Origin of the sequence: Actinoplanes sp. NPDC051411 (assembly GCF_040682075.1) — a bacterium.
Taxonomy (GTDB): domain Bacteria; phylum Actinomycetota; class Actinomycetes; order Mycobacteriales; family Micromonosporaceae; genus Actinoplanes.
This window is the reverse complement of record NZ_JBFBAD010000099.1, coordinates 1-5,560: the sequence shown is the minus strand read 5'-3', so window position 1 is coordinate 5,560 and position 5,560 is coordinate 1. Positions and strand designations below refer to the sequence as shown.

Genomic DNA, 5,560 nt, shown 5'->3' with positions numbered 1-5,560 from the left:
GGTGACGTCGATGCGGTGCAGTTCGGGCAGCAGATGCAGGTGCTCGGCCGCGGTACCGACGGCCACGCGTATTCGGATGTGTGGACGCCGGGTGATGGCTGGTCGGGTTGGCAGGATCTCGGTGGGCAGTTGGTGAGCGACGTGTCCGCCGTCCAGTTCGGACAGCAGATGCAGGTCTTCGGCCGGGGCACCGACGGCCATGCCTATTCGGATGTGTGGACGCCGGGTGATGGCTGGTCGGGCTGGCAGGACCTTGGCGGTCAGTTGGTCGGTGACGTCGATGCGGTGCAGTTCGGGCAGCAGATGCAGGTCTTCGGCCGGGGCACCGACGGGCACGCGAACTCGGATGTGTGGACGCCCGGCGATGGCTGGTCGGGCTGGCAGGATCTCGGCGGGAAGCCGGCCGGTGACCTGACCGCCGTTCAGTTCGGCGAGCAGATGCAGGTGTTCGGCGAGGCGACGAACAGAAGCGCGTACACCGATGTCTGGACTCCCGGCGACGGCTGGTCGGGCTGGCGGGACCTCGGCGGCACCTTCGCCTAGGAGGCGGCCTCAGCCGCAATGCCCACGACGAGGGGTGAGGGCTCACTCGCCCTCACCCCTCCGTTCGGCTCAGCCATGGCGCAGCTGAGCCAGGAGGGGAAGCGAACGAAGTGGGTTCTCGTCGAAGTGCCAGTAGATGTGCTCGACGCCCAGCTGTGCGGCCTTCTCGAGATCGGCCGCGACCTGCTCGGGCGAGCCGACCAGCGGAGCGGGCTCGTGTACCGGATCCTCGGTGACGTTGCCGTTGACCTGCAACATGATCGGCTGCGCGTCCGGATCGTGACCGGCGGCATCCGCCGCGGCCCGGAACGTTGCGATGCTCTGCTCGACCGTGCCCCAGTCGAAGATGACCAGCGCCAGTCCCAGACCGAGCCGTCCCGCGCGTTGAAGCGATGACGGAGACACGGCGCCGATGACCACGCTGGGACCGCCCGGCCGGACCGGCTTCGGGCCGATGTCAGCTTCGGGGATGCGGTAGTGGCGGCCCGCGAAACTCACGGGATCGGGTCCCCAGACCGCACGCATGGCCAGTAGGTGCTCTTCGAATCCTGCGCCACGTCTGCTCATCGGGACGCCCGCAGCCTCGAACTCCTGGGCCATCCAGCCCTGGCCGATGCCGGCGATGAGCCGGCCGCCGCTGAACCGGTCGAGGGTGGCGAGCCGGCGAGCGAGGATGACCGGACTCTGGAAGAGCGCGTCCAGCACACTGGTCCCCAGACTGATTCGGCTGGTGCGGGCCGCGACATAGGCTAACGTTTCGATCGGGTCGTACACCGTCGCGAAGTCCTCCGGCGCTTCCATGACCGGCCCGCCCGGGCCGCCCATGGCGATCGGCACCGTTGGCCGCATCAGACGCTCCCAGGACCAGACCGAGTCCAGCCCGATGCGCTCGGCTTCCTCGGCGACCTCAGCGATGCTCTCCGGTGAGGCCCCTCGCCCCGCCAACGGCAGATGCACGCCCAACTTGATCGACGTCATTTTCGTCCTCCCAGCCATCGTCACTGCCTGGTTAGACCAGCTCCACCGGTCGTTCTCATCGGTTGTGGCAGAACTTTCCGGTTGTGCGGTGGCTGCCGATCGACCGCGAGTTCGCCGCTACGGTCGTACGCGATCCTGCCGCGTCTTCAGCGCACTCTCATCGACCGCTTCCTAGCGTGTGCACGATGGACCGCCGAAACGTTTTCCGGGTCGCCGCCGTGGTGGCCGCCGGAACTGCCGCCGGGTGCGACGCCGGGTCGCCGTCCTCGAAGCCCGCCTCATCGCCATCAGCACCCGCCGCGGCCACGCCGGCGGCGACTGCGCCACCCACGAGTCACCCGCGCTTGACCGGTGAGATCACCCACGGTCCGCGTGACCGTGCCCAGATCGCACTGACGTTCCACGGCCAGGGCGACTCGGCCGTTGTTCACCAGCTGCTGGACCGGCTGGCGGCCGCCCACGCCCCGGTGACTGTCCTGGCCGTCGGGGCCTGGCTCGCCGCGCAGCCCGAACTCGGTCGCCGGATCGTGGCCGCCGGCCACGAACTCGGCAACCACACCCAGCACCACGCCGACATCAAACGGATGAACGCGGACGCGGCGTACGCCGAGGTCGCCACCTGCGCCACCACCCTGCGACGAGTAACCGGTTCCATCGGGCGATGGTTCCGGCCCTCGCAGACCCCGCACGCCACAGCGACCATCAAGGCCGCTGCCGCCCGGGCCGGCTACCCGGTCTGCCTCTCGTACGACGTCGACTCACTCGACTACACCGACCCGGGTGCCGACGCCATCGTGGCCACCACCATGGCCGCGGTCCGGCCCGGCTCGATCGTCAGCCTCCATTTCGGCCACGCCGGCACGGTAGCCGCGATGCCCACGCTGCTGGCCGCGCTGAACCGGCGCGGTCTCACCCCGGTGACCATGACGGATCTGATGACATGACGCAGGCCGGCAAGATCACCATGCGGTTCGCGCTCATCCTCGCGTTCGCCCTCGCGGCAGCCGCATGCACCACACCTGCGCGGTCCTCGGCCCAGTCCACTGCCTCGGCGCCGCCGTCCCCGTCCACGTCGGCCGTTCCCGTCACGCTGCTGCCGGGCATGCCACCGCCGATCGACCCCCACGACGTCTACGCCGCTGACCGTCCCGGCCGGTTGTCGCCCGCCGTCCGCCGCGACCGCGTCCTGGTCTACGTGCCGAACTTCGGCAGTGGCACGGTGTCGGTCATCGACCCGCGCACCTACCGGGTGATCCGAACCGTCCGCGTCGGCGCCGGACCGCAGCACGTCGTGCCGTCCTGGGACCTGAAGACCCTCTGGGTGAACAACAACTCCGGCAACTCGCTCACCCCGATCGATCCCATCACCGGACGCTTCGGACGACCGGTCGCGGTCGACGACCCGTACAACCTGTATTTCACGCCGGACGGCCGGTTCGCGGTCGTGATGGCGGAAACCCGCCGTCAGATCGTCTTCCGCGACCCACACACGATGGCGGTCAAGCACGTGCTTCCCGTCGGCTGCGCCGGCGTCAACCACGCCGACTTCTCGACCGATGGCCGCTACTTCATCGTCACTTGCGAGTTCTCCGGCGACCTGGTCAAGGTCGACACGGCCGCCCAGCGGATCGTCGGCCGGCTGCACCTGCCCGGCAAGGCAATGCCGCAAGACATCAAGATTTCCCCGGACGGCCGCACCTGGTACGTCGCCGACATGCAGACCAGCGGGGTCTGGCTGCTCAACGGCGACACCTTGACGGTCTCGGCCTTCCTGCCCACCGGCCAAGGCGCGCACGGCCTTTACCCGAGCCGCGACTCGCGCTACCTCTACGTCGCCAACCGGGGCGAGGGCAGCATTTCGCTGATCTCGTTCGCCACCCGCAGAATCGTGCGCAAATGGATCCTGCCCGGCCACACCAGCCCCGACATGGGCGGCGTGTCGGCCGACGGCCGGGTGCTCTGGCTGTCCGGCCGCTACGACCGTGAGGTGTACGCGATCGACACCACGACCGGCCACCTGATCGCGCGGATTCCCGTGGGCGTCCAACCTCACGGCCTCTGCGTCTGGCCACAGCCAGGCCGATACTCCCTCGGCCACACCGGCATTCTGCGATAACCCGGCCCAGCCGGTTTCGTGCGCCCGTAGTCAGTTGGTTGACGCGGGACGAGCAGGAAAACCGTCGCCAGGCAGTAGGTGAGAGTTATCCACCCGTGTATGGCCGCCGGCAAGGGGATCGAGCGGCTGGCGAATAGGCTGAGCGCGGCGGCCGCGGTCCACCACGGGAAACGGAGCCTGCTTCCGGCGAGATCCCATACGAGGGCACCGACGACTGCGCCGGCCGCGTAGTAGCGGTTGGTCCCGGGGTCGAGGGCGATCCGGGCGGCCACCGCGAGCAGCAGCACGGCCGGCCAGCGGCCGCGGCGTACCGCGATGATGCCGAGGGCGATGCCGAGCAGGGCCTGGACCGGGCGGTCCCAGGGCGGGGTGCGCGGATCGGTGAACCCGAGTGCCCGAAGAGCCGACAGCGGTGTGTTGGCGATCGTGAAATGCAGGGCCCGGCTGGTCCGCGGGTCGGCCAGGAAGAACGGCAGCCAGCCGAGCGCGATGACGGCCGCCGTGCTCGCTGAGGCGCGCAGCATCGCGCGCCATCCGGGCAGCAGGAGCAGCAGTGCCGCGAAGCCGAGGGCCCAGGGCTTGGCGTCGGCGGCGAGTCCGAGCAGCAGGCCCGCGAGGATCGGCCGTCCGGCCCGGGCGGCGGCGAGCGCGGCGACCCCGCCGACCAGGGCGAGCACGTCGTCGAGGTGGGTCGAGGCCACCGCCAGGTACATCCAGACCGGGACGAAGAACAACACCGGCCAGGGAGAGAGGCGCCGGCCGAGACGGCCGGCCTGCCAGAGCACGTACGCGCCGCCGGCCGTCCCGAGCAGCTGCGCCGCGAGCAGGTCGGGCCGTCCGCCGAAGACCCGCAGCGCTTCCGTGACGAGGAACGCGACGGGGCCGATCTGCAGCACCGGGGCGACCGCGTACAGGTGGAGGCCGCCGGCCGGGTCGTCGGCGTCGGCCAGTGCCTGGGCGCCCTGGACGAAGAAGTGCCAGGACATCCCGCCGTGCCAGGCCATCGCCGCGAACCAGCTGGCCGCCCAGCTGGTGAGGAGCCAGCGAACCGTACGAGCATTCACGTTCATCGGCGGCACGGTAGAGGCCGGGAGGTAAGAAAACGCGAAGAGAGCCGACCTCGAAATCCTGAACGGGGCCACGGGGTTGCGCTCCCATGACAGCGTGGCGGGCGTGGACGTCAGACGGCTCGCGGCGATTGACATGTGGGGAACCCGGGGCACGCGGCGTCGCCGTCGCGTCATCCTCGCCGAGTTCACCCTTGGCGTGATCGTCGCGATCGGTTTCGGTGCCTGGCTCCTCACGGCCACATCCGGTGCCGGTGATCGCCTGTTCGGAGCTTGGCTGATCGGTTCCGGACTCAACTACGCGCCACTGGCCGGATACGCGATCCGGCTGAGCCGCCCGGGGGCCCTGGACGGCGAGTTGGCGGGCGTTGACACCGATCGGGAGCTGCGCCGCTACTCGGTACTCCAGCTGTGGATCGTCGTGCCGCTGGCGTTGCTCGTTCTCGCCGTACGCGACGAGGTCAAGCGTCGCCGCTTGCCCACCGCGTAGGTGCGTCTCGCATTTTTCAGCGGCTTTTCAGGTCTTACGTTTCCACCCAGGGGATATCAGGGTCGACCCCCGGTGAATACCCGGATGGCCGCTCGGCCGCCGCGCTGAAGGATGAGCGGCAGATCGATGCTCGACCCTTGACGAGGAGGACCGCCGTGCGGATCCACACCATGGCACGCCTGAGCGCAGTCACCGGCATTGTGCTCGCGGTCGGGGCTTGCACCTCGGCTTCGCGGCCGGCCGCCGCGCCAGCCGCCCCCTCGACCGCCCCGTCGACCCCCCCCGCGGGCCCCCGGGGGGGGGGCGCGGGCCCGGCCCGGACCGGGGGTACTAAGGGGGGCAAATTGATGCACAGCCACGGGGCCG

General features: G+C 69.9%; 5 protein-coding genes and 1 pseudogene. 4 read left to right on the top strand and 2 right to left on the bottom strand.

Annotated elements, in window-relative coordinates; genetic code table 11:
* A pseudogene (locus AB0M88_RS38450) lies at positions 1 to 543 on the top strand (hypothetical protein); the annotation flags it as partial.
* A gap of 69 nt (positions 544 to 612) precedes the next feature.
* On the opposite strand, the gene AB0M88_RS38445 reads toward AB0M88_RS38450, so the two are convergent.
* Positions 613 to 1,521 carry a TIGR03619 family F420-dependent LLM class oxidoreductase gene (locus AB0M88_RS38445; RefSeq protein WP_364110769.1) on the bottom strand — a complete coding sequence of 303 codons (909 nt, stop codon included), beginning with the start codon at positions 1,519 to 1,521 and terminating at the stop codon, positions 613 to 615.
* 344 nt (positions 1,522 to 1,865) lie between these two features.
* On the opposite strand from AB0M88_RS38445, the gene AB0M88_RS38440 reads away from it, so the two are divergent.
* Both AB0M88_RS38440 and AB0M88_RS38435 read left to right on the top strand, forming a co-directional pair.
* Positions 1,866 to 2,465: a polysaccharide deacetylase family protein gene (locus AB0M88_RS38440; protein WP_364110768.1), complete on the top strand. Its 600-nt coding sequence runs from the start codon at positions 1,866 to 1,868 to the stop codon at positions 2,463 to 2,465.
* Positions 2,462 to 3,637: a hypothetical protein gene (locus AB0M88_RS38435; protein WP_364110767.1), complete on the top strand. Its 1,176-nt coding sequence runs from the start codon at positions 2,462 to 2,464 to the stop codon at positions 3,635 to 3,637. The genes AB0M88_RS38440 and AB0M88_RS38435 overlap by 4 nt, the downstream gene beginning before the upstream one ends.
* Here the strand turns inward: AB0M88_RS38435 and AB0M88_RS38430 are convergent.
* On the bottom strand, positions 3,571 to 4,707 hold the full coding sequence (locus AB0M88_RS38430; protein ID WP_364110766.1) for a hypothetical protein: 1,137 nt from the start codon (positions 4,705 to 4,707) through the stop codon (positions 3,571 to 3,573). The genes AB0M88_RS38435 and AB0M88_RS38430 overlap by 67 nt on opposite strands.
* 103 nt (positions 4,708 to 4,810) lie before the next feature.
* On the opposite strand from AB0M88_RS38430, the gene AB0M88_RS38425 reads away from it, so the two are divergent.
* Positions 4,811 to 5,194, top strand: coding sequence for a hypothetical protein (locus tag AB0M88_RS38425; protein WP_364110765.1), 384 nt, complete (start codon positions 4,811 to 4,813; stop codon positions 5,192 to 5,194).
* The last annotated feature ends 366 nt before the right edge of the window (positions 5,195 to 5,560 follow it).

Bases quoted from the DNA above. Each gene is read 5' to 3' on its own strand.
- AB0M88_RS38445 (WP_364110769.1), bottom strand. From the start codon at position 1,521: ATGACGTCGATCAAGTTGGGCGTGCATCTGCCGTTGGCGGGGCGAGGG.
- AB0M88_RS38435 (WP_364110767.1), top strand. From the start codon at position 2,462: ATGACGCAGGCCGGCAAGATCACCATGCGGTTCGCGCTCATCCTCGCG.
- AB0M88_RS38430 (WP_364110766.1), bottom strand. From the start codon at position 4,707: ATGAACGTGAATGCTCGTACGGTTCGCTGGCTCCTCACCAGCTGGGCG.